A 22,325-nucleotide genomic window follows, 5' to 3' on the forward strand; every position below is an offset into this window, starting at 1 on the left:
AGAGCGCCTTTCTCCCAAGGCGCTTTTTAGGTTTGTAATACGGATTTTGTCTTCAAGATTCCCCTCATCGCTAAATTAAAAAGAGAACCTATTTAATTGAGTCCTCTTCCATATGCGGTTTCCAAAGGCTTGTAAGATACCGATGCGGTAATTCAAATATTTAGAAACTCTCCTCTTTCTCACTACTTTATCGAGATTTTCCACTCATAATATGGATTAATTCAAAACAAATAATATAAAACATACGTTACCTGTTAAAAAACTGGTAAACTTAATAAATAAAATTATTAATGCTTTATTTGGGAGGTACATCGTGGCAAGTAACACAATAACAATAGATCATGTAAAGGAACGAGTAAAACAACTCATACAAGATAATGCATATAGAGAGGTTACACCCGAAACAAAGTATAAAGTTTCCGGCATATATATGATATATATAGATAACTTCGATAGTGATAAATTTGTTCCGATATACATAGGACAGTCGAAAGATATACAAAGAAGATATAAAGAGCATCTCTGCGAAATACTTTCTTTAAATAGAATTTCTTATGAAAAGTATTATGAATACTTCTTCTCCGAGTTCGGATCATACTACGAAGGGAAATTTAAAACCTGTAAAATTTTCAAATATATGCTAGAAAACAACTGTACATTACAAGACTTTCGTATGATTATTTTAGAAGAGGCTGATGAAACGGATTTAGAAAGAAAGGAACAAGAATACTTCCAAAAGTTATTACCCTCATTTTTTGGTTTTAATCAATTAAATTCTTTTCTTGCTAATATTAAGTTTAAATTTAAACGAGATAGATTAACTAAATTAGAAATAAGTAATTTTTTAGACCTATGTCAGAAGGATATAGATAATATATATTCTTATTATGAATATGGATTTACACAATTCAATTTTGAACATGCATTTAATAGGGATATTATTCCCTTATTAAAGAGAACAGAAGAATTAGATGATGTAACCCTATTAAAATGCAAAGAGGTAAATTCTAATATTCACCAAGTATTCAGCCGTTATAATCTCGAAAATGAAATACATGCAGTTCAAGAATTGGATGCACGCCATAAAGATTACCTAATGGTCAAAGAACAATATGAAGATTTATTAAACCAACGACCTACAGGAATTATTATGAGCTTCCTAAAAAACATAGGCCTATTCAATCAAAAAGAAAAAAAACTTGAGCACATAGTATCTCAAAAAAGAACTGAGTTGATGTTCCACCGTAAAGCTTATAACACAGAACAGAAAATACTATTGCATAAAAGGTATCAATTAATCTTTCCTATATGTGAATTTAGACCTTTTTCCTTACAGGACAAACCTAATACTATTTCATTAAAGATAGATAAAGAAGATCCCCCTGTAAACACTTGCCATCTTCAGGTTTATTTTTCCAACAACGGGATTAACAGAAGCAAACACTATAGAAAAGAATCATATATTATTAGAATTGATTATTGTTATATCAATCCAGAGGGCAAGAAAATTCAAAAAGATTATTATATTAAAAATGAAACTACCGAAGACTGTAGGCGCGGGGTGGCATACATTGAAAAGTTTTTTCATGACTCTTACACTAAAAGACCAAATCCATTTACCATTTCTCGTTTAAAACGGAATAAGATAGATAATTCTTTCATATCCATTTTATCTGAGTATAAACACGGAATTAATGACTATACAATTAAAGATAAAAGATTATATAAATTAGAAACTGTATTTAATAGGCTCCATAAATTAACTGATGCTGAAACCAAATTCACTACATATGTTTCTGAAAATGATAGTTGCTTAAATAAATGCATTTCAAATGCTCAACTAGATCACCATCCATTTGTTACAAAGTTGTCTATTAAGAAGAAAAAATAAACTTCAAAACTAGACAAATTAAAATGCGATACAATAAAAACCACCTAAAGGCTCCCCTTCAGGTGGTTTTCTATTTTATGCTAATGCAGCTGCATGTTCTTGTTGATCTACAGGAATGACAGCGTCTGTTAATGCTTTTTCTAGTTCTGCTGTGTATTTCATTTGCTCTTCTTTGCTCCAGCCTAGTTTTGCAGCCATGTAGTTGATTACTGCTTCTTTCCACTCGTATACCCAGTGGATGTTGAAGAATACAGCACCTCTGCGGCGTACGAAGAAGTCGACTGGTTTTGCTGTCATTTCGTAATCCATTGCGTATACAAGTGGGATTAGAACGTCTAGCGGCATGTTGTATTCTTTCGCTTCGTCTTTATGTTTTTTCGCTAATTCGAACAGTACGTCAACGTTAGAGCCGTAGAATTTCGCGAATTCTTCTGCTTGTGCTGTTGTTAAACCGTATTTCGTACCTTCTCCTGCTTTTTTCGCGATAAATGCTGGTAGTCCTTTAGAGCCATCTACATGTCCACCAGAGATTGGCATATGTTTCGTTGAGCTCTTCGGATATGCACTATGGCCTTCTTTTTGTAGTAAGTTCGTTACGTAGTCTACTACCATTTCAGCCATTTTGCGGTATCCTGTTAATTTACCACCTGCGATTGTAATTAAACCAGATTCAGAAGTCCAAATTTCATCTTTACGAGAAATTTCAGATGCACTCTTACCTTCTTCGTAAATTAACGGACGTACACCAGCCCAACTTGATTCGATGTCTTTTTCCGTAATTTTTACGCTTGGGAACATGTAGTTAATCGCATTAATGATGTATGTGCGATCTTCTGTTGTCATTTGTGGTACAGCTGCGTCTTTATCATAGAACGTATCTGTTGTACCTACATATGTTTTTCCGCCGCGCGGAATCGCGAATACCATACGTTTATCTGGTGTATCGAAGTAAATCGCTTGACCTAATGGGAAACGTTTTTGGTCAATTACTAAGTGAACACCTTTTGATAACTGAAGTACTTTTCCTTTTTTCGAGTTATCTTTTTCACGAAGTGTATCTACCCAAGGGCCAGCTGCGTTTACAATTTTCTTACCGTAAACTTCGTATACTTCTCCGTCTAGTAAATCGATTACACGTACACCACATACTTTTCCATCTTTATATAAGAAACTATCTACTTTTGCGTAGTTAACAGCTTTTGCGCCGTGCTCAATTGCTTCTTTCATTACTTCAATTGTAAGACGCGCATCATCAGTGCGATATTCTACGTAGTAACCGCCGCCTTTTAATCCTTCTTGTTTTACAAGAGGCTCTTTCTTCAGCGTTTCTTCACGGTTAAACATTTTTCTGCGCTCGCTTCGTTTTACACCTGCTAAGAAGTCGTATACACGAAGACCAATTGATGTACTGAATGATCCGAACGTACCTCCTGTATGGAACGGAAGTAACATCCACTCTGGTGTTGTTACATGGGGACCGTTCTCATATACGATCGCACGCTCTTTCCCCACCTCTGCTACCATTTTCACTTCAAGTTGTTTTAAATAACGTAGACCACCGTGTACAAGCTTCGTTGAACGACTTGATGTACCTGCTGCAAAGTCCTGCATTTCAAACACAATTGTTGATAACCCGCGTGTTGCTCCATCTAATGCAATACCAGAACCAGTAATACCTCCACCAATTACGATCACATCTAATTCTTGTTTATTTACTCCGTTTAATACGTCTTTACGTTGTTTACTTGAAAATTTCATGGTAATTCCTCCCTTTGATAACGAAAAAAGAGACCACAAACTCCGCTATAGATTTCGCCTCTATAGCGTGTTGTGGTCTCTCCAAATCTCCTACCGAATTATTAACTTGTCACCATTATAACACTGTTTATGATTATTTGAAAGCTTTTGTTGCTTCAATTGCTTTTTTCCATCCAGCATATAGCTCTTCGCTTGTTTCCGCTTCCATCGTTGGTTCAAAGCGTTTGTCCATATGCCACTGTTCTTTAATTTCATCTTGGTTTTTCCAATATCCAACCGCAAGACCAGCTAAGTACGCTGCACCTAAAGCTGTTGTTTCATTGATTACCGGACGCTCTACAGGAACGTCTAAAATATCACTTTGGAACTTCATTAAGAAGTTATTTTTAACTGCTCCGCCATCAACGCGTAATGTTTTTAGTTCAATACCTGAATCTGCTTCCATTGCGCATAATACGTCTTTTGTTTGGTAAGCTAAAGATTCTAGTGTTGCACGAATGAAGTGCTCTTTCGTCGTACCGCGCGTTACACCAAACATAGCGCCGCGTACTTCACTATCCCAGTAAGGTGTACCTAAACCTACGAATGCTGGTACAACGTATACACCGTCAGTTGATTCAACGCGAGAAGCGTACACTTCACTCTCACTTGCATCTTTAAACATGCGCATTCCGTCACGTAACCATTGAATTGCAGAACCTGCTACGAAAATACTTCCTTCTAATGCGTAGTTTACTTTACCATCTATTCCCCATGCAATTGTTGTTAATAGGCCATGCTCAGAAGCTACTGCTTTTTCACCAGTGTTCATTAACATGAAGCAACCAGTTCCGTAAGTATTTTTCGCCATACCTTCACCGAAACAAGCTTGTCCAAATAATGCCGCTTGTTGGTCACCAGCTACACCTGCAATCGGTACATTTTGACCGAAGAAGTGATAGTCAATTGTTTCTCCATACACTTCAGATGATGGACGTACTTCTGGAAGCATGCTCTTTGGTACTGTTAACATGTCTAGAAGTTCATCATCCCATTGTAAGTCGTGAATGTTAAACATTAACGTACGTGATGCATTTGAGTAATCCGTTACGTGCGCTTTACCACCAGATAGTTTCCATACAAGCCACGTATCAATTGTTCCGAATAATAAATCGCCGTTTTCTGCTTTCTCTCTTGCACCTTCAACGTTATCTAAAATCCATTTTACTTTCGTACCAGAGAAGTATGCGTCAATTAAAAGACCTGTTTTTTCGCGAACCATTTCGCCATAACCTTTTTCTTTTAACTCATCACAAATTTCAGCTGTTTGGCGAGATTGCCATACGATAGCATTATAAATTGGTTTACCAGTCGTTTTATCCCATACAACCGCTGTTTCACGTTGGTTCGTAATACCGATACCAGCGATTTGTTCTGGTTTTACATCTGCTTCGCTTAAGCAAGTTGCGATAACTGCTAAAATAGATCCCCAAATTTCTTGCGCGTTATGCTCTACCCAACCTGGTTTTGGAAAATGTTGTGTAAATTCTTTTTGAGCTGAATGAACAATTTCACCTTTTTTATTGAACAGAATTGCACGTGAGCTAGTTGTTCCTTGGTCTAATGAAAGAATATATTTTTTCATATCGGTTTCCCCCTTATGCTACTTTTCTACTATTTGTATTGCTTCCACTTTTTTTGCTTGTCATATAAGAGATTGCTAGTATAATCACTGTTGCAATAATTACATAAATAAGTGCTGCATTTTGTTTTCCTTCAAATACAACTTGATGGAATAATCCTGCAAGTGATCCACCTAAAATCGGACCTACTACTGGAATCCATGCATACTTCCAATTTGAACCGCCTTTTCCTGCAATCGGAAGGAAGAAGTGCGCGATACGCGGACCTAAATCACGTGCTGGGTTGATTGCGTATCCTGTCGTTCCACCTAATGATAAACCAATACTTACAATTAAGAAACCTACGATAAATGGATTTAATCCATCTGCAAATTTATTTGCACCAATTGCTAATATACCAAATACTAAAACGAATGTCCCAATCATTTCACTTAATAGGTTTGCAAATGTGTTCGGAATTGCTGGACCTGTTGCAAATACGCCTAACTTTGTTCCTGGATCTTCTGTTTCTTTCCAGTGTGGTAAGTAATGTAAATATACGATAACTGCCCCGATAATTGCTCCAATCATTTGTGCTGCGATATAACCAGGTACGTCACTCCATGGGAACGCTCCCTTAAATGCTAATCCTATCGTCAAAGCTGGATTCAAATGTGCCCCACTAATTGATCCAACCGCATACGCTGCAACCGCTACTGCTAAGCCCCAGCCCATTGTAATAACAATCCAACCAGAATCTTTCGCAAACGACTTCTTTAAACTTACACCAGCACAAACGCCGCCACCAAGTACGATTAACAACGCAGTCCCTATTAACTCTCCTAAAAATGCTGACATAGTATCCCTCCACAATCAATTTAAACGCTTCCAAATGTGATAGAGGTAAAATGAATGGCCATTCGTTTTTGTCAAAAGAAAAAGACCCACAGCTTTGCACGCTTCTATATAAATTTATATAGAAACAATGAAATGTGGATCTCTACTTTTCTCCGTCACGTTTATTAACTTGTCTATAATGTTAACTGTTAATGAAAGCGGTGTCAACAGAATTATTTCACATTTTCGTCACTTTTTTTGGTAATGTTTCCATAGTTCGCGTTTTGATGTCGTAATTGCTGTCGCACCAGCATTTAAAGCTCTCTCTACATCATCAACAGTACGAATGAAACCACCCGCTAAAATCGGTACACCAGTACGCTCTTTCACTTCAGCGATCACGTCCGTTAACGCTCCTGGGAGCACCTCTATATAATCCGGCTTCGTCTTTTCTAAAAGATTGCAACTCTTCTCCATTGCACTCGAATCGATTAAAAAGATACGCTGAATTGCCACAACACCTTTTTGCTTCGCCTTCATAATCACGCTTGCCTTCGTTGAAAGTAACCCGTACGGTCTAAACTCCTGACATAAATACTCCGTCGCATGCCCATCACTCTGCAAGCCATGAATTAAATCCACATGTAAAAACACCTTTTTACAATATTGCTTCGCAAGCGATATAACACTCTTCAATTGACCGACATGAATATCTAAAATAACGATATACTCATACGAACTATGTAATAGCTTTTCCAAATCTTTAATTTGCCTCACTGCCGGCAAAATCTTTTGTTCATGAAATTCCATTCTAAATTTCCCCTTCTTTATGTCATCCTATCCTTTATAGTACACAATTTGAGTGAAAAGAACAGCTAGTGTAGGGGATTTCTTTCAAATCTTTTTTACCTATACATATTCTTCAACTTATCAGAAGCAGTGCCACCTATAACCATTAATATGAAAGGTAAAAAACTCATTACATATGGTGCGTCCGCTAAAATTGTAATGCTCGCTCCTGCAAACTTATTTAATGTCCATACAACGATTTTTGTAAGAAACAAAAATACCCCGATCATAAAGAGACTATCGAAAAACACCTTCCATTTTGGATATGCTAATTGCTTACTATCTTCGATTACTTTTTGCGTCAACTCTTCATCACTCCTTAGCAGTTCATCAATCGTAATACCGAACAAATCGCTTAAATGAATAATAATTTCAATGCTCGGATAGTTCTTTCCCGTCTCCCATTTCGAAACAGACTGCCTACTGACATGAATTTTTTCAGCCAAATCACTTTGCGACCAATTTCGTTTTTCTCGTTCTTCTTTTAAGCGTTCACTAAAAATCATACTGTGTCTATCACCTCTCTACGTCTAGTATGGACAAATACATAATGAAGAGTAAAGCGAGTTGTCGTCGCGTAGCTTGTGCAACTTGTGCGTTACAGGTTGTAATGGTGCTATTTCATATGCTATGCGATGTAGGTTTCATATATTTTTCTTCTATAATAATTTCCCGAACAATAATACAAAGAATTAATACGAATAAAGACTAAATGGGAGCATAAAAAATACGCTATCCTTTCTTATCAGTCTCCAAAAAGAATAACGTAAAGTTTCATTTTCAAACCTTTTCTTCAAAAAAAGAAGCTAACAATAAATTGTTAACTTCTCAACTGAAAGCAAAATAGTATCTTTCCTTATCTTCTAATATCTAGGTTGTGATTGAATATTTGTAAGATGAACATCATACATATCAATGATTTCAAGAAATCTATCAGCTTCACGGAAAACATGGTCTGCTAATAATGGATGGATGATACTTTTTATTTTACATTGCTCAATTAAATCACGTGCTGTTTTCTTAAAATCCCGAAGCGATGCAACCGACACACGATTTTGATCTAAAAATTGATCTAAAAGAGGGACTGTTTGGGATTGTGGTTTCATAGATTCTAAGTCAATTGCTTGATACATTAATGCATCAAAATCATTGCTAAAATTCCGTGCTGTATCTACAAGCTTTCTTTCCGATGGATCAAGAAGATGGCCAATAAATTTAGCATGGTCTGCCATAATCCGTAAAAAGAAAACATTTTCTTTAATAATAGCATCAGGAAGAGCATCTAATTTCCCTTCATTTAATTCCATTAAACGTTTTCTAAAATAATCAGCTTCCCTACTCGTATGGTCAACTAACAGTGGAAAGTTATTTTGTCCCGGCAATTTACATGTGAGAATCAACCCTAAAATTTTTCGTTTAAACCCCCAAATATTAGTTGCGGCTTGTTGTACTTCTGCGTTAAATCTTTTGATTTGCTCAGGATCTGTTTCATTTGTGTAGGAATGCGCTATTTGTTCAATATGTTCAAACAATCGATAAAATTGATTCGCCTCTTCGATTAATTGCGTATCCTCGCATCTAAACCCTAAGCGAAGAAAAAGAGAATGTTCCTTCATGATTCTAGACCAAAAACGAATTTCATTTAATGAACGCTCAACAAACATTACAGATGTAACACCTGTATCAGGATGTAATGATGTTTCATCTCTATGCATTGTTAATCCCCCCCAGTAAAATACCCCGCTAGTTCCATTCTTATGAGGAAACATATATATAAATGCCATCAATAAAAGTTCATGATGAATCTCGTATACATGCTCCCAAAAAAGAAAAAGGCTACCTACTAGATGGTAGCCTTTCAACATTTCTATTAAAGCAATACAGAATCTTTATCACTATCCTGATTACGTTTCTCTCGTTCCTCTGCTAAGCGCTTCATATACACTTCGCCTTCTTTTTCAATAAACTCATTATCCATCTCTTGCTCTTTTTTTGAAGTATATAAAACCATGTAGCCACTTAATACGATTCCAACGATTACAAGATACACCCACCATGGTAAAGTTTCCACTCTACTTCATTCCTTTCCTTAGACAAGCCTTATTAGTTTCACTGTATGAGGAAAGAAGTACATTTATGCTTAAAATTTTATCATTGTGGATTCTTCGCGAAGAACGCTTGTACATATTCCATAAACTCGATTGGTTCCTGACGAAACGGTGCGTGGTATCCTTTTTCAATAATATGAAACGTGCTATTCGCAAATAGCCCATGATACAGTTCACCATTTTTCCAAGAAACGCTCTTATCGTGTCGTCCCCATATAATTAAAGTCGGCACCTTAATTTTATCGGCTTCCATCGCAATGCGGCGCTCTCTCATTTTCGTCAGCTGATCATAATGCTCTTTATCATCGCGACTATTTTTCACTTCACTTTTATTATAATCCGTAATCTCTGTTACAGTTTGTAAGTCCGTTGATAATGGCGGCACTTCATAACTTTCTTTTTGCTGGAAAGACTCAATTCCTGTAGAATCTGCTAAAACGAGATGCGTCACTGCGTCCGGATATAAATACGCTAAATTCAGTGACATCTCTCCGCCCATTGAATGACCGAGCACCGCAAACTGATCGTATCCAAGCTTCTTCATTAACTTATAATATAAATTCACTTGCGCAGGAAACGAATACTCAAAATCAATTGGCTTAGAAGAACGTCCAAACCCTAAAATATCCACTGCAATAATCGTGTGGTCCTTTACAAGTTCCGGATAAATATCACTAAATCCATCAGATGAACCACCAAACCCGTGTAGCATAAGTAAAGGAGGTTTCCCCTCACCAATTTTCTTAAAATAAATCGTCTGCCCGTCAATTTGCGCCATACTCTCTTTCGTATGCAGCTTCATCATAACAGTATCTTTCACTTCTCCAACCTTCGCAATCGGCTTATCAACGAAGTTACATACGATAAGTAAAACAAGCGCAATACCGCTAATGAAATAAAACTTAAACCGTTTCAACATTCCCGTCTCCTTTCTCTTGTTGCTATTTAAAGTTTTTACATTATTTGGTTGTTTTATAATTATTTTTAATTGTAACTATAACAGTTACAATTATATTAAAAAAATATTACTCACTGTTATTAGTGATGGTTATTTTGTAACTATTATAGTTACATATTTAAAGTAAGTCAATTCTTTTTGGTCGTAAAAAGAAAAGGGACCTCGTTGTGAGGTCCCTTCACTTTATTATTTAATCTAAAAATGGTCAGCATGTGAGTCTTGTTTACTAATACCGCCACCATCGCCTCTATTATCTGCTGGTGCTCCGCCTGTTTCACCAATGTTAACGTAGTCTGGTCTTGCTGGTGCTCCTCCGTCACCACGATTTAAAGCCTGGCTCTGATCACCTAAACTACTTAAACCAAATGCTAAAACAGTCGTTGTTATTAATCCTGTTACTATCACACCTAATTTTTTCATTATTTCAAAGCTCCTTTTTCTAAGTATTTTTTACTCGCTTTATTACTCATATAAAAATATTCACTAGCTTTAGAATCATTTGATTCCTCATAAAATCGTATTGCTAACTTTTCAGTATATTCTTCTACACAGTCCCATAATGATTCCTTTTCAAAATATGAAATTCCTTCTAAGACCACTCTTTCTAATTCTGCTGTATTGGATTTTTTATTCAATTCTTTTAAAATCATAAAGCGATATTGAAACTCTTGATTTTTCAATTCATTACAAACTTTTAATCCTAATTCGATAAACTCATTCGCTAATTCTACTCTGTTTAGTTTGTAATTCTCTTCAGCTAAAGTAAATACTCCTTTATAATGCTTAGGTGATTTTTCAACAACTTCAGAAATATGACGAATTGATAATTCTGAAAGATTTTGACTTCCATATAACCATCCTAAATTACTTTTCACCATTAAAATGTATCGTTCTACTTGTTGATGTTGGAAAATATTTAATGCAGAATCGAAACTTTCTTCTGCTAGCGAAAATTGCTTTAAGTCTACACTACATAGCCCGTATATATTTTTACAAAGTGCTACACTTAGTTCATACCCACTATGCCTCTCAAACTCTTCTCTTGCCTTATTCACATTATCAATTCCTAAAATTGGTTGATATGATTGATAGTAATAATAGCCAAGTCGATAATAAAACTCCGCATGCTCTACTGGATTTGTAATATTCCCTAGCATTAATTCTGCTTTCTCAAATTCCTCACTTGCAGCTTTATAATTCGTCACTAATGTTTCTTTAATCGCTTTAAAGAAATGATAATAATATGTTAAAACATTATCATCAACAATATATAAAGAATCAATTCTATCAAAGCTACTATTTGTAACACTTAGACTATCTACTAATACTTGATAACGAAATTCTAATAAAGAATAGAACAAGGATATATTCTTTTCCTCTTTGAAATCATTAATTTTCGATTCAATCTCTTCTTTCAAAGATTTTGATTGCAGAAAATCTTGCTGCAACATTACACGATACCAATCATCTAAAGAATGTTTCATTTGCTCCTTTGTTACTACATCTGCTCCCATACACCCGCATCTCCTTTTCTCCAAACTTACAAAATTAGGATATTTATACAATTATCAAAATTGTATATTATCACCTCTTTTCTATGTATTGAAAAATAATTGTCAGAAAATTTATAATTCAAATGAATTATACCAAATATTTCTATTTCAAAAACTTGAGAAACATTTTTCAGAAAATTTTATATGGCAAATAAAAAAGCAAGCAATTTCAGCGTTCCGCTAAAACTACTTGCTCTCCTACTTATTCTCTCTATTGTTACTCTTTAATAAATTCCTTCGTACTTCTCACTGTATCAATTGGACGAACTAATTTTTCGATTTCTTCACGTTTTGGCTCTAGGAATGGAGGTAAAGATAATTTTTCGCCAAGTGTTTCGTATGGCTCATCTCCCATAAACCCTGGGCCGTCTGTTGCAAATTCAAATAAGATTTGTGGCGCAACTCTTGCGTATAATGACTCGAAGAAGTGACGATCTACATAGCCAGATGAAGGAAGTCCAACGCTACCGATTCTCTCAATCCACTCTTCTAATACAGCGCGATCTTCTACGCGGAATGCAGCATGGTGCACTGTACCAAAACCTTGTCTTGCTTCTGGAAGGACCGTATTATGTTCCACAATAACAGAGGCACCGTTTCCGCCTTCGTTTACTTCAAATAAATAGAATTCTCCTTCTTGCGCAACCTCTTTAAATAATAGAACTTTTTCTAACACTTCTTTAAAGAAACTAAAGTTTGCAATACGGATAAATACAGGTCCTAAGCCAGTAATTGCGTATTCTAATGGAACTGGACCGTTTTGCCACGGTGTACCTGATTCTATTCCATTATCTAATTCATCTGAGATTAATTGATAGTGTTGATCGTCAAAGTCAACGAAAGAAAGAGTTTTCTTACCGAATTGCTCTTTAATGCCTGTATGTTCTACTGCAAGACGCTCAAAACGTTTCACCCAATACTCTAACGCCGCATCAGTCGGCACTCGGAATGAAGTTTTTGAAATTTCATTTGTACCGTGTACTCCTTTTGGAATACCTGGGAAGTCAAAGAATGTCATATCTGTTCCTGCACTACCTTTATCATCTGCGAAGAATAAATGGTACGTTTGAATATCATCTTGGTTTACTGTTTTTTTAACTAAACGCATTCCTAAAACGTGAGTGAAAAACTCATAGTTCTTTTCTGCACTACTTGTAATGGCTGTAACGTGGTGAATTCCTTTTAATTGATTCATTTTATATTCCTCCAATGGTTTTTAAAGTTATATTTTCTCTTCTATTACTTCTCTTCAATAGGTGCTAATTTTGCTTCAATTTCTGCTCGCTGATCTTCTAAGAACGGTGGTAAATCAAGTTTTTCTCCTAAATGTTCCACATCTCCATCAACTGTAAATCCTGGTCCATCTGTCGCAATTTCAAATAGGATTCCGTTTGATTCGCGGAAATATAAGCTTTTAAAATAGAAACGGTCGATGATTCCTGAAGACTGGAAGCCTCTTTGTATCACCTGTTCTTCCCAATAAGCAAGCTCTGTATCGTTTTTCACACGAATTGCTAAATGGTGGATGCTACCGCGTCCTGGCTTTTCAGTAGGACCATCTAAATATTTCACAACGATTTCTCCAAAAGCCTCTCCTTTAATGGACTGGAAAATTGCTTCCTCTTCGCTGCGGCTAACCTCTGTATAACCAAACATCTCTGTAAGTGTGCTCGCCATTTTATCAAGTCTACGAACTGTCATTTCCACAGAACCCATTCCTTGAATTTGATGCTCTGCAGGAACTTCTGATTTCTCCCAAGTTTCCCAGTGCTCTACTTTTTCTCCGTTTGAAACGAGTAATACTAAGCGAAGACCTTCAGCATCCTCAAATTGTAAAGCAGGACGATTTGCATATGTTGTTATTTCACTATGTTTCACATCAAATGTCTCAAATCTTTCTTTCCAGTAATGCAAGCTATCCTCTGAAGGAACGAGTAATCCAATTCGAGTAATGGCATTCGTACCGCGGTACGTTTTTCCTACTAAAGGAATTTCAAAAAATGATAATTCTGTACCTGGACTTCCTGTTTTATCTCCATAAAATAAGTGATACATTGATGGATCATCTTGGTTTACTGTCATTTTCACGCGACGTAAACCAAGTACATTTTTATAAAAGTGATTATTTTCATTTGCATTTTTCGTAACCATCGAAATGTGATGATGCCCTTTAATTTCATACATTGTTTATTCCTCCGTTTCGTTTTACTAGTCAAGTGATAACTAAAAAAATGACATTTTCCACAACTAATATGGTTTTTAATGTTTCAATTTATTCTTAATTATATTTTTGTAAATTCATCTTAGTTTTTACTGCATAAGTTACTTTGTTTTGTAAGTCGAAAGCAACTGAGTGTATGTTTTTCATATGACTCAATCGCTTTCGTTACTATCACTTTACAACTCAAGTGATTAAAAAGCAAGAGAAAAATCTCAAATTCGAGATATTTTTTTAATGAATAACATTTTGGACTGGAGAATGGTTTAGTAAATATAAAAAACATTCGTGGAGAAAAGAACCGTCAATCTAGATTAAAGTTGCAACGCCATCAGCAAAACAAAACATCATCAAATCAGGAGCTTTCTCACCCTATGAAACACCTGATGGGCAACTTAATGGAATGAAAAGATACCTTGATCGTAGATGTTGGTGGTATGAGGTTAAGTAAGATAAGATCCTTCCTGCTGGGTGGCTTTTTTTATGTTCGTTTCATTATGCTTCATATGCCATGCTATCTGGAAATTCTTCGTTCTTTCTAAGACATCGCACAATCCTAGTACACGCACAATTAAAATAATGTTCTCTCATATTTAAGGAATCCACTGGAGCTTGCTCTATGTCATAAAACATTCGTTCCTTTTTATTATAGTGCATCTTACCTATTTTAGCGGGTGATTCAGAAGGATAGTATTGATAAACAACTATCTCTTCATTCTCAAATTCTTTAGTCATTAATAAACATATTGCCATATGTAAAGACCTCCTTATTTATGCTGAATTTTATGTTTGGATTTATTCGAGAAAAATGATCCCCTAATTTCTATTTTAAAATTATTAGGAATGCATAGTCTTCTTTTAAAAATTCAATATGGAAGTCCTCTAAATGTATTAATAGTATATGCAAAATGGTTGCTAGTAAAATAAAAGAGCGTCTTCAGATAGAACACCCCTTTTATTTCATGGTTAGGTTACCCCATTATATCTTTTAAATAATAAATGAAATTTGATTTGGTAAATCAATATTTTTAATATTCTCCATTCCACCATGTTCATCAATTTGCTTATATATCTTAAAGGCGCACTTGTAAAATAATTGAAAATCTTCCTTAGGCAAATCATCAAGTAAAACATAGCCTTCTTCAAAGCTTATTTTATCTTTCAAAATTTTAAAACGCCATCTTTCATACATTTCTGGGTATTGCTCGCAAATCTCAATAGTAGGACCAAAACTATAAATCGTATATTCGCTATTATCTAATTCTTTTATTATTGTAATCGTTGGGTATCTTCCCATTTCAATTCACTCCTTAATTAATCAAATACTTTATCTAAAGGGATTTTAAAGTGTTCGTCCAGTGGGTTGAAAGGCTCTGAATCAGGAGCTTTCCAAGGGACCGTTTTAGCATGAGCTGTCGCATATCCAACTTTAAAAATACCTTCAAAGATTCTTTTTAACTATTTCATTTTTAATAAAGAAAACAGCCCCACTAAGCTTTTAACACTTAATGAGGCCATTCAATTCACACTATTAATTATGGAACGTCGGTTTATAGAACGAACGATTATCAAGAGCAAAGACACGCTCAGTGTATTCGCCTGGTTTTGTGCGTCCTAATGCACGGTCCATCATGTTCATTTTTGCATCTAAGTTATCGATGTAGTGCAGAATTTCTGCTTCTTTCACTAATGGTGGTTTTGGACTACCCCATTCTGCTTTTCCGTGGTGAGAAAGGACGATGTGTTGAAGAATTAATACTTCTTCTGCATCGATGTTCAGCTCATCTGCTGCTTTACCAATCTCGTTCACCATAATAGAAATGTGGCCTAGTAAATTTCCTTCTAACGTGTATGTTGTAGAAATTGGGCCAGATAATTCGATTACTTTACCAAGGTCGTGTAAAATAACGCCTGCATAAAGTAAGTCTTTATCTAATGATGGGTATAGATTTGAGATAGCTTTCGCTAAATCAAGCATCGATACGACGTGATACGCTAATCCAGATACGAATTCGTGATGATTCTTTGTCGCTGCCGGATAGTCTAAAAATTCATTTTGATGCTTATTCAATAAATGTCTCGTTAGACGTTGAATGTTAGGGTTTCTCATTTCAAATATGTATTGCGTAATTTTCTCAACCATATCTTCTTTTTTCACTGGTGCTTTTTCTACGAAGTCTGAGATATCTGTTACTTCATTTTCATTTGCAACACGAATTTGTTTCACACGTAATTGAATACGGCCTTTGTAGTTTAAAATATCTCCAGCCACTTTCACGATTGTTTCCGCTACATATTGTTTCTCAACTTCTGGTGATACGTCCCACAATTTCGCTTCAATATCTCCACTTGGATCTTGTAAGATTACTGTTAAAAATGGCTTTCCATTGCTCGCGATACCTTTTGTCGCTGTTTTAATTAACAAGAAAATATCGACTTGTTCACCAACTTCATACTCTGCAATTTTCTTTTTCATTCGAATTCCTCCACCAAATCAGTTACTTTTAGTATAGCACACTACAACTCATTTTCTTTACGCTTATGCGTTAATTTTATAATCTGTTTTTCTGTAAAATACGTTAATAAATGCGCATGGCATGTAAAGAAGATGACTTGTCTATCTTTTGCGATTTCCTTTATGAGTTCAATTGTGCGATTCGTCCTTACCGCGTCAAAGTGCACGAAGCTATCATCAATAATAAATGGATAATCATGCTCAAATGTTTTCGCTAATGCAAATCTCAGCGATAAATATAACTGCTCCGCTGTCGCTTGGCTTAGTTCGTGACTGTAAAAACGAATACCGTCATTACGCTCCACAATAAATGGCTCCGCCTCTGACGGTGAAAAGATTTTACTATATCGTCCGCCCGTTAAATAGACGAAATACTCTTCTGATTTTTGTAAAATACGAGGAAGATGTACTTCATGATAATATTGCTTCGTTTTCGTTAACACTGTCTTGGCGGCCGCATACGCAGCCCACTTCTTCACTTGTTCACGCACTTGCGCTTTTTTCATTTCCCATTCGTGTAGTAAATCACCGTACGTACTTCCTTCTTCTAAATTCGCAATTTCCATACGATGCTGTGCAATACGCTCTGTCAGTTCTTTTTCCTTTGTAAGACATTTTTGCATGACTGTCATTTCTTGCTTTAATTTTTCATCATAACCGTCAGCTTCATAATGTTCAGCTAATGATAAACTCGTTAAACGCTGTTCTAACAGATCAATTTGCGGTAATAAACGCCCTACTTGCTTCTCAGCATCTTCACGTTTTTCCGCTAATTTACCTGCTTCTAAAAACATCTCTTCATCTGTAGAATGTGCGATATGCCATAAACTATCTCGCTCTACTAACAGTTGTTTCAATTGCTCTTGCATAAGCGCATATTCTTCTTGCCATTCCGCTAGCTTCTCTTTTAACTGCTTACAAGTTTGGCGTTTTTCTTTCTCATTTTGCATACGACTTTGCGCCTCGTGCAGCTTACTATACTCCGCACTACCAATAACATTTTCTAGTTTATGTTCAAATTGCGAAATCATTTCAAATAATGAAGATTTGCGCTCACTTTTCTTCTCTAAATCACGATATAATTGCTGCATCTTTTCCATACGCTCAAACGCCGGTAATATGTGCGCATACGTATAAAACTCAGGGAACGTATAGCGCTTTTTATACACATTTACTTGTTCGCTCGTGCGGAACGTTTCTCTTTCCCATTCCTCATACGATGAAACAACTTTATCATACGCTCGCTCCATTTGTTGTAATTTATATGACTCACGCTCAAATAGCTTCCGTATCTCTGCATCTTTTTCTAACTCGTAGCGTACAGACATCGCTTCTTCACTTTGTCTTCCGCCGGCACTTTGCTGAAGAGTAAGAAGCTCTTCTTGTAATCCGCTTGATGGATCTTTATATAAAACGAGGGCAAGAACAATCCCTACAAAAATAATGACACTAATAAATAAGAGTAGGCGATTGTCTATAAATAAACTTGTGAATAGAACGCCTGTGTTAATAAGAAGTAACAGAAGACAAACTCTTTGCCACTGCTTTTTCTTTTGCATAGCCGCTCCTGCTTTTTCCTCGTACTTGCGCTTCAGTCTCTCTGCGCCCATACCGATAAACGCTGCATCTTGGAACGACTTCTCTTTCTCAGCTAACGTATTTCGCTCTTCATCCGCTAACATTTGTTGCTTAATCTGCCTTATGTTTTCTTCTTGTTCTTCTAACTGCTCCTGCGCTACTTTAAAACGATCATCAAGCTGTGCTTTTTGCGTTTCTAATTCACGCGCCTTTTGCACTGTTTGCGTAATTAACTCTTTCGTTGCCAAACTCATATCAAACGACAGAACTGTTTCTTTTTCAAAAGTAGCACCAATTTGTTGCTCTAGTTCTGCCAGTTCTTCTTTTATATTCGTAATCGTTCCTGTCAAATCACGCATTTCTTGGTGTGCATTTTCGTAAGACATATGCTGCATACGAAGTTCTTCTACATAACTTTCTTTTTGTAAAAACTCTTCATCTATTTGAATCGATTCTATTTCTGACTGCACATTCTCTATTTTTTTATGCAGCGAATCAACTTGTAATTGAAGCGGCTCCATCTTCGCCTTAATCGCTTCATAACGCGCCATTCCGTTTACAGGGAATTGCCCGTTCTCGTTTTCTAACACTTTCTCATGCGCACGCTTTTCAATAACGAGAGGCTCTAGCGCTGCTAATATTTCATAATCTTGCTTTCGTTTTTCTGCGCTCTCTTTTTCCACGCGAACAGAAGCTAGTTTCTCTTCACTTTCTTTTAGCTGCTCAACTTGTTTTTCATACGTGCCAATTTTCTCTTGCCACTCTTTCATCTTCTCTTCCAGCTTCTTCATCTCTTGCAGTGACACGTTAATTTCCGGTTTACGCCCGCTCGGCTTAAAGCGCTGATCCATTTCTTTTTCTAGCTTTTTATCGAGCTGCAATAACGCATCACTTCCAACTGCGCTTGCTGAAAATAAATAATTGCCGATGTCCGCTTCACCAAGCTGATGAATGTTTTGAAGACCGTGCATATCAAATGAAAAGACAGATTCAAATAAGCTCTCATTCATCCCGGTTAATATATCGTGTAAAATTTCTTCACCGCCCGTTTTCCCGTCTTCAAAATAAACGGTTACTTCACCCGCTGCCGTCTTTGGCAATCGTTCAATTTTCAAACGGCCGTACTTCTCTGTTTGTACAGTGATCGCCCCGCCATACTTGCCGCCTTCTTTCGGCTCATAACGGCGCTGTCCTCTCGTCGGAAAACCGAATAAAATACTTTTCATAAACGAGCGAATTGTCGATTTTCCCGCTTCATTTTCACCGTATAACACCGTCAGCATTGAAAGATCCATTTCCACATTTTCTAATTTTCCGTACCCATAAATATGGAGTTTTTCAATTCTCATTTCTTATCCCTCTCTTGCTGGAATAATTGTTCTAAAATAATATTTTCTGCTTCCTTTTGAATCTCTTTCTTCTCTTCTTCTGTAAAAGATTCAATACTATTACGCGCTACAGGAGATGTCCAAATACTGCGCAATACGCCGTCCATATTTGTGAAAGCTTCTAACTCCTTTAGCACACTACCGACGAAATGATTTTCTTCTTTCAAACGTTCGATTTCCGCAAAAGAGACCGTCTCATTTTTCCACTTCATCGCATACACGAAATCTTTTCGCTCTTCGCCAGATGCTAAAATATGAAAAATCTCTTCTACGCGCTTTTCATCACGTAAATAAGGAGAAAGTGGCCCTTGTCCTGTAAATACGACAGTTAGTAGCATACCTTCCTCTTCTCTTCGGCACTCATTCATCGCAGTTGACACACTCGTCATAAGTTCATCAACAGTTTCAAGTCCATCAATATTCACTTCTATCTCATCCCACACAACATCTGCCGTATGAAAAAATGAACAATGCGTTCCTTGTTTTGTAAGTTCAATAAGGTACGCACCCTTTTCCCCTGTCTCCTTACGATGACGCCCTTGTATATTCCCCGGATAAATCATATACGGCTCCTCTGATAAAATTTCACGTTTATGTATATGGCCAAGAGCCCAATAATCAAACTGCTTTTCTTTCAGCTCACGAATTTGAAACGGTGCATAGCGATTATGCTCTGCATCTCCTTCCACACTTCCGTGAAGCATGCCAATATGAAAAGGCGCATCACTCATTTTCGTATATTGCGCTGTCATATTATCCGTTACCGCTTGCTGCAAATAACTAAATCCGTAAATAGAAGCTAATAACTCACCATTTTTATAAAATGATTTCTCTTCTACGTAAGGCTCCGTAAACACATGAACATTTTCCGGAAACTCAATTGCTGCCCAGCTTCCCCCTAAATGATCGTGGTTACCGTGAATAATAAAAACAGGGATATCGTACTGCGAAAGTCTCTTCATTTGCTCGCGCACAAACACTTGCGCCCTCAAACTTCTCGTCTCCGCATCATACAAATCCCCGGCTAGCAATACGAAATCAACGCGCTCTTGAATCGCTTTATCAACAATACGTTCGAACGATTCAAACGTACTCTGCTTCATTCTCTCCCAAACAGACTGCGGTACATTCATCTCCATTCCTTTAAACGGACTATCCAAATGCAAATCAGCCGCATGTATAAACTTCACTTGTTTCACAAATAACGATCCTTTCTATGTTTCAAAAGTTTCACCTTATTGTAACACGCAATGTCATATATTTCTTTGCATATTCTAGTGATTTATGCCAAAATAGTTATAAGATTCTGATTTCTATTATTGGAGGGAATTTTCATGGGAGTATACGTTCTAACAGTCTTTGAAAAAGATGGTTCTAAAGCATTAGACGAATCATTCGAGGCGGCAACTGAAAAAGAAGCGAAAGCAAAAGGTGAATCTATTTTAAGAGAAAAAGGATTGTATGAAAAAACACATCGCTGCACATCTTCTGCAGGTAAGCTCGTTTTATTCCAGCGCTAAAAAAAGAAGCGTCATCCGCTTCTTTTTCACTCTACTATATCTTCGTCACACCACGTAAACACCACATCTAGAATGCGATTACCGATACGTACGCGCTTATTCCATTTTCCTGTTTGGATCTGATGTTGCAATTCCGCTTTCATCTTTTCCGTCCAGTCGTGAATCGTTTCACTACCGTCGTACGGATATACGCCTGGAAACTCTTCCTGCAGTAGATGCAAGCTCTCTGCATCAAAATGAAAATGGAAGAAGTAGTTTGCTGTAAGCGATGGTTCTTGCAATCGTAAAAACTGATCATCAATTTGCTTTCTATTTCGATAGAAAGTAAAGATATTCACTTTACCACTCGTAATTTGGTCAATTTGAATTTCGTGCTTCTCTATAATCACGTCTTGTCCACCTCGTTGTATACTATCTTTAGTATATATGTCTTTTGCAACAAAGTTAACCATTTTCGCGCGAAATTCATTTCCTTCATTATATTACCTGTACCTCCATATGCAATCAGAACAGATAAAGTGAAACTTTAATCATTGGGGAATCTTTTCATCCCAAATGATTATTAGTTGAACCAATCGGGCATTTACGGGCAGTTGATCTCCCACCTAACTGCTTTGCGTCATAGCCCAATTTCAAGGTGGGAGTCTTACTGCCCGTTAATGCGGGGTAAAAACAAAGTTGAAGGGGAGCGATCACATGTATTTCGGAAGCAAAGGTTGGTATGTAAAAGAACTTAAAAAATTAGGTATCCGTACTTATGAAGGTAAAAAACTAGAATCGTATCGTACGCATGTGTTATCTAGTTTACTTGAGAGAATGAAGAAGGCTTCGGCTTAATAAAAAATAGAAGAAGCTACTTTAAAAGTAGCTTCTTGCTTTTGAAAACTTCAATTACGATTTTAATTATTTCTTGTTTTTTTCTTTTAACTTTTCAACTTCACTTTTTATATCCTCAGATACAACCACATCGATATTTCCTTTATACTTCTTGTATTCCTGAAATAACATATTTGCATTTTGGTTAAATGTCATTAAGGTCCCACTAGGTGATTCAGTTTGTTCCTTTAAAGATGTAATGGTTCCATACATCTTTTTGTATTCATCATAAAGTTCTTTATACTTATCTGGATTTTCTTTTGCAGCTTCAGAAACAGTTTTTAATTGCCCTTCCATATCATTATATATTACAGATGCTTGGGAAATTATTGTATCATTTGATTTTTTCTTAGCATTTACAGCTATATTAAAATCTCGGCGATCATCAATAGCTTTAGACCAGGCCTGTGAATATTGTGGTAAAACAAGATCAGCAACAAATCCCATTAGTCCGATATTTTCATAAAATTCCGCTGCTGCTTGAACATAACTAGCTTCACGCTTCTTTTTTTCTTCGGCTTCTTTAGCGTTTTTTTGTAATACGTTCATACTCACAAGAGCTATGATGATTACAATAACACCTAAAATCCCTCCGATTACCTTTTTGTTCATGCTGATTCCTCCATTTATGCGTAATTGTTAAATTGTATTTGGGAAGGCAAAATAAAAGCACTC

Annotated in this window: 22 protein-coding genes and 1 pseudogene; 4 read left to right on the forward strand and 19 right to left on the reverse strand. The window is 36.3% G+C overall.

Annotation, left to right across the window (positions count from 1 at the left end):
- Window positions 1-313 precede the first annotated feature (313 nt).
- On the forward strand, window positions 314-1,891 hold the full coding sequence (locus FH036_RS09825; protein ID WP_139895645.1) for an excinuclease ABC subunit C: 1,578 nt from the start codon (window positions 314-316) through the stop codon (window positions 1,889-1,891).
- A 75-nt stretch (window positions 1,892-1,966) separates the two neighbouring features.
- Here FH036_RS09825 and glpD read toward each other — a convergent pair whose 3' ends face one another.
- The 12 genes from glpD to FH036_RS09885 form a co-directional block, all read right to left on the reverse strand.
- On the reverse strand, window positions 1,967-3,649 hold the full coding sequence (glpD, locus tag FH036_RS09830) for an aerobic glycerol-3-phosphate dehydrogenase (RefSeq protein WP_044792646.1): 1,683 nt from the start codon (window positions 3,647-3,649) through the stop codon (window positions 1,967-1,969).
- A 133-nt stretch (window positions 3,650-3,782) separates the two neighbouring features.
- A complete protein-coding gene (glpK, locus tag FH036_RS09835) occupies window positions 3,783-5,273 on the reverse strand; it encodes a glycerol kinase GlpK (RefSeq protein WP_000759987.1) in 1,491 nt (496 codons plus the stop codon).
- Window positions 5,274-5,286: 13 nt separating this feature from the next.
- Window positions 5,287-6,108 (reverse strand): glycerol uptake facilitator protein GlpF, encoded by an 822-nt coding sequence (gene glpF / locus FH036_RS09840; RefSeq protein ID WP_044792645.1) that lies wholly within the window; start codon window positions 6,106-6,108, stop codon window positions 5,287-5,289.
- A 228-nt stretch (window positions 6,109-6,336) separates the two neighbouring features.
- Entirely contained in the window at window positions 6,337-6,897 is a 561-nt protein-coding gene (glpP, locus tag FH036_RS09845; protein ID WP_000394287.1) for a glycerol uptake operon antiterminator GlpP, read from the reverse strand.
- A 95-nt stretch (window positions 6,898-6,992) separates the two neighbouring features.
- Window positions 6,993-7,442, reverse strand: a complete 450-nt coding sequence (locus FH036_RS09850; protein WP_139895646.1) for a helix-turn-helix domain-containing protein — start codon at window positions 7,440-7,442, stop codon at window positions 6,993-6,995.
- 357 nt (window positions 7,443-7,799) lie between these two features.
- Window positions 7,800-8,651 carry a DUF2935 domain-containing protein gene (locus FH036_RS09855; RefSeq protein ID WP_000554487.1) on the reverse strand — a complete coding sequence of 284 codons (852 nt, stop codon included), beginning with the start codon at window positions 8,649-8,651 and terminating at the stop codon, window positions 7,800-7,802.
- Window positions 8,652-8,806: 155 nt separating this feature from the next.
- Entirely contained in the window at window positions 8,807-9,007 is a 201-nt protein-coding gene (locus FH036_RS09860) for a sporulation YhaL family protein (RefSeq protein WP_000449227.1), read from the reverse strand.
- An 80-nt stretch (window positions 9,008-9,087) separates the two neighbouring features.
- A complete protein-coding gene (locus tag FH036_RS09865; RefSeq protein WP_180358378.1) occupies window positions 9,088-9,963 on the reverse strand; it encodes an alpha/beta fold hydrolase in 876 nt (291 codons plus the stop codon).
- Between the two features lie 234 nt (window positions 9,964-10,197).
- Window positions 10,198-10,422 (reverse strand): Phr family secreted Rap phosphatase inhibitor, encoded by a 225-nt coding sequence (locus FH036_RS09870; RefSeq protein WP_044792643.1) that lies wholly within the window; start codon window positions 10,420-10,422, stop codon window positions 10,198-10,200.
- Window positions 10,422-11,516 carry a response regulator aspartate phosphatase gene (locus FH036_RS09875; protein WP_139895647.1) on the reverse strand — a complete coding sequence of 365 codons (1,095 nt, stop codon included), beginning with the start codon at window positions 11,514-11,516 and terminating at the stop codon, window positions 10,422-10,424. The genes FH036_RS09870 and FH036_RS09875 overlap by 1 nt, the downstream gene beginning before the upstream one ends.
- A 256-nt stretch (window positions 11,517-11,772) precedes the next feature.
- A complete protein-coding gene (locus FH036_RS09880) occupies window positions 11,773-12,750 on the reverse strand; it encodes a ring-cleaving dioxygenase (RefSeq protein WP_139895648.1) in 978 nt (325 codons plus the stop codon).
- Window positions 12,751-12,794: 44 nt separating this feature from the next.
- Window positions 12,795-13,739, reverse strand: coding sequence for a ring-cleaving dioxygenase (locus FH036_RS09885; RefSeq protein ID WP_139895649.1), 945 nt, complete (start codon window positions 13,737-13,739; stop codon window positions 12,795-12,797).
- Window positions 13,740-14,107: 368 nt separating this feature from the next.
- Between FH036_RS09885 and FH036_RS09890 the strand changes: the two are divergent.
- Window positions 14,108-14,224: pseudogene (locus tag FH036_RS09890) on the forward strand (N-acetylmuramoyl-L-alanine amidase C-terminal domain-containing protein); the annotation flags it as partial.
- 44 nt (window positions 14,225-14,268) lie between these two features.
- Here FH036_RS09890 and FH036_RS09895 read toward each other — a convergent pair.
- The 5 genes from FH036_RS09895 to FH036_RS09920 all read right to left on the reverse strand — a co-directional run bounded on the left by FH036_RS09895 (window position 14,269) and on the right by FH036_RS09920 (window position 20,453).
- The gene (locus FH036_RS09895) at window positions 14,269-14,526 is read right to left on the reverse strand and encodes a hypothetical protein (protein ID WP_087985658.1); all 258 of its coding nucleotides are present in this window, start codon (window positions 14,524-14,526) and stop codon (window positions 14,269-14,271) included.
- Between the two features lie 235 nt (window positions 14,527-14,761).
- Entirely contained in the window at window positions 14,762-15,070 is a 309-nt protein-coding gene (locus FH036_RS09900; RefSeq protein WP_000534161.1) for a hypothetical protein, read from the reverse strand.
- Window positions 15,071-15,304: 234 nt separating this feature from the next.
- Complete coding sequence (yhaM, locus tag FH036_RS09910) at window positions 15,305-16,249, reverse strand: 3'-5' exoribonuclease YhaM (RefSeq protein WP_139895650.1); 945 nt, start codon at window positions 16,247-16,249, stop codon at window positions 15,305-15,307.
- Between the two features lie 41 nt (window positions 16,250-16,290).
- Complete coding sequence (locus FH036_RS09915) at window positions 16,291-19,215, reverse strand: ATP-binding protein (protein WP_139895651.1); 2,925 nt, start codon at window positions 19,213-19,215, stop codon at window positions 16,291-16,293.
- Window positions 19,212-20,453 (reverse strand): metallophosphoesterase family protein, encoded by a 1,242-nt coding sequence (locus FH036_RS09920; RefSeq protein ID WP_139895652.1) that lies wholly within the window; start codon window positions 20,451-20,453, stop codon window positions 19,212-19,214. The genes FH036_RS09915 and FH036_RS09920 overlap by 4 nt, the downstream gene beginning before the upstream one ends.
- Window positions 20,454-20,588: 135 nt before the next feature.
- Here FH036_RS09920 and FH036_RS09925 point away from each other — a divergent pair, with 135 nt between their 5' ends.
- Window positions 20,589-20,774, forward strand: coding sequence for a YhzD family protein (locus FH036_RS09925; RefSeq protein ID WP_000539553.1), 186 nt, complete (start codon window positions 20,589-20,591; stop codon window positions 20,772-20,774).
- A 26-nt stretch (window positions 20,775-20,800) separates the two neighbouring features.
- On the opposite strand, the gene FH036_RS09930 is transcribed toward FH036_RS09925, so the two are convergent.
- Complete coding sequence (locus FH036_RS09930; protein WP_000582788.1) at window positions 20,801-21,163, reverse strand: hypothetical protein; 363 nt, start codon at window positions 21,161-21,163, stop codon at window positions 20,801-20,803.
- A 307-nt stretch (window positions 21,164-21,470) separates the two neighbouring features.
- Here FH036_RS09930 and FH036_RS09935 point away from each other — a divergent pair, with 307 nt between their 5' ends.
- Complete coding sequence (locus FH036_RS09935) at window positions 21,471-21,611, forward strand: YflJ family protein (RefSeq protein WP_000273536.1); 141 nt, start codon at window positions 21,471-21,473, stop codon at window positions 21,609-21,611.
- Between the two features lie 66 nt (window positions 21,612-21,677).
- Here the strand turns inward: FH036_RS09935 and FH036_RS09940 are convergent, their stop codons facing one another.
- Window positions 21,678-22,262 carry a hypothetical protein gene (locus FH036_RS09940; protein ID WP_001036902.1) on the reverse strand — a complete coding sequence of 195 codons (585 nt, stop codon included), beginning with the start codon at window positions 22,260-22,262 and terminating at the stop codon, window positions 21,678-21,680.
- Window positions 22,263-22,325 lie beyond the last annotated feature (63 nt).

The organism is Bacillus sp. CD3-5 (assembly GCF_006349665.1).
GTDB classification, from domain to species: Bacteria; Bacillota; Bacilli; order Bacillales; family Bacillaceae_G; genus Bacillus_A; species Bacillus_A paranthracis.